Raw genomic sequence first — 2,104 nt, 5'->3', positions numbered from 1 at the left:
CGGTCCTGGTGTGCGGGGCGGTGATCGCCGGGGCCGCCGGGGTGGTCGTGACGGCCGCCGCCCTGGGCGCGCGGTACCGCCTGCGGGACCGGCGGGTCGGCGGCGCCGCGATGGCGCTGAGCGCCGGTGGGCTCATCCTGGCGGGTGCGATGTTGTCGCGGCATCCGTGGCGGTCCGTCGACGGCTACGCGGGGCATTCCGCGAGCGTCCAGTTGCTGGCGCTGATTTCGGTTGCGGCGCTCGCCGCGTCTGCGGTGACGATGCGCGAGCGGGTGTCCGGGTCCCGCGGCGAATAGCCCTTCGGGGTATTGGCGTGCGGTTTACCGGCTGCTTGACTGGATATGCGGGTCTGTGTGACCGCCACCGTCCGAGGAGTTACGGCCATGGGCTGGTTTTCCGCACCCGAATATTGGCTCGGCCGAGAGGCGCTCGAGCGGGGCGCCGCGGTGGTCTACCTGCTCGCCTTCGTCGCGGCCGCAACGCAATTCCGGGCGCTCATCGGGGAGCACGGAATGCAGCCCATCCCACGGTTTTTGGCGGGGCAGTCGTTCTGGCGGACGCCCAGCCTGTTTCACCTGCGCTACTCCGATCGCCTGTTCTCGACGGTCTCCTGGTTCGGTGCGGGCCTGGCCGCGGCGATCGCCGCCGGCGCGGCCGACGCGGTGCCGCTCTGGGCGGCGATGCTGATGTGGCTCGCGCTGTGGGCGCTCTATCTTTCCATCGTCAACGTCGGCCAGACCTGGTACGCGTTCGGTTGGGAGTCGTTGCTGCTCGAGACCGGCTTCCTGATGATCTTCCTCGGCAACGAGCAGGTGGCGCCCCCGGCGCTCACGTTGTGGGCGGCGCGGCTGCTGCTGTTCCGGGTGGAGTTCGGCGCCGGGTTGATCAAGCTGCGCGGCGACCCCTGCTGGCGTGACCTGACGTGTCTTTATTACCACCACGAGACGCAGCCCATGCCGGGTCCGTTGAGTTGGTTCTTCCACCACCTGCCCAAGCCGCTGCATCGAATCGAGGTGGCGGGCAACCATTTCTCGCAGCTGATCGTGCCGTTCGGGCTGTTCGCGCCTCAGCCGGTGGCCGGGATCGCCGCGGCGATCATCGTGGTCACCCAGCTGTGGCTGGTGGCGTCGGGCAATTTCGCCTGGCTCAATTGGGTGACGATCCTGTTGGCGTGTAGCGCAATTGACGATTCGTGGGTGGGTTCGGTCGGTTTGCGCCATCATCCGGCATTCCCGGCGACGCCGGTGTGGTTCGCCGCGCTGGTCATCGCGTTCGCGGCGGCGGTGCTGTTCATGAGCTACTGGCCGGTGCGCAACATGCTGTCGCACCGGCAGCGAATGAACATGTCGTTCAACTCTTTTCACTTGGTGAACACCTACGGCGCGTTCGGCAGTATCGGCCGCACCCGCCGCGAGGTGGTCATCGAGGGCACCGCCGAGGCGCACCTCGGCGACCAGACGGTCTGGAAGGAATACGAATTCAAGGGCAAGCCCGGCGCGGTGCGCCGGTTGCCACGGCAATGGGCGCCCTATCACCTGCGGCTGGACTGGTTGATGTGGTTCGCCGCCATCTCCCCCAGCTACGCGCAGCCGTGGCTGACCCCGTTCCTGCAGCGGCTGCTGCGCAACGACCGGCCCACGCTGCGCCTGTTGCGGCACAACCCTTTTCCGGAGTCGCCGCCGCGGTATGTGCGTGCGCTGTTGTACGAGTATCGCTTCACCACGCCCGCCGAGCTGCGCCGTGAGCGGGCCTGGTGGCATCGGACGCTCATCGGCGGCTATGTCCGTCCGATGGCGCTGCCCGCGGCCACCTCGCGGCACGGCTGAGCTACGCGGCGTCATCGTCTCCGTCTCCGTCGTCGCGAAGCAGTTTTTCGGAGTGCCAGTAGGGGTTGGTGCGGGGCTGGCCCCGATCCAAGTGCGGGGGTGGTATCCATTGGGTGTCGCCGTTGGTGTTTTTGCGGGTGGTCCAGCCGTCGGGTGTGAGCAGGCGGTGGTGGGGTCCGCAGGCGAAGGTGAGGCCGTCGATGTCGGTGCGCTGGCATGTGGCCCAGTCGGTGACGTGGTGGACTTCGGAGTAGTAGCCGGGCACGGTGCAACCGGGT

At 68.0% G+C, this 2,104-nt stretch carries 3 protein-coding genes; 2 read left to right on the top strand and 1 reads right to left on the bottom strand.

What is annotated here, in order from left to right; translation table 11 throughout:
* Positions 1-296, top strand: a 296-nt coding sequence (locus tag HMPREF0591_RS32935) for a hypothetical protein (RefSeq protein WP_007167341.1), incomplete at its 5' end; no start/stop codon positions are given.
* A gap of 87 nt (positions 297-383) precedes the next feature.
* A complete protein-coding gene (locus HMPREF0591_RS04970; protein WP_007167340.1) occupies positions 384-1,826 on the top strand; it encodes a lipase maturation factor family protein in 1,443 nt (480 codons plus the stop codon).
* A 1-nt stretch (position 1,827) separates the two neighbouring features.
* Here HMPREF0591_RS04970 and HMPREF0591_RS04965 read toward each other — a convergent pair.
* The coding region (locus tag HMPREF0591_RS04965) for an HNH endonuclease signature motif containing protein (protein WP_083801973.1) at positions 1,828-2,104 on the bottom strand (277 nt) is incomplete at its 5' end.

The sequence above is a fragment of the Mycobacterium parascrofulaceum ATCC BAA-614 genome (assembly GCF_000164135.1).
GTDB lineage: Bacteria > Actinomycetota > Actinomycetes > Mycobacteriales > Mycobacteriaceae > Mycobacterium > Mycobacterium parascrofulaceum.
Note: the sequence above shows the minus strand (reverse complement) of the source record. Positions and strands in the feature narration are given on the sequence as shown.

What these genes read in the sequence shown, in the direction of transcription:
- HMPREF0591_RS04970 (WP_007167340.1), top strand. Translation starts at nt 384, where the DNA reads ATGGGCTGGTTTTCCGCACCCGAATATTGGCTCGGCCGAGAGGCGCTC.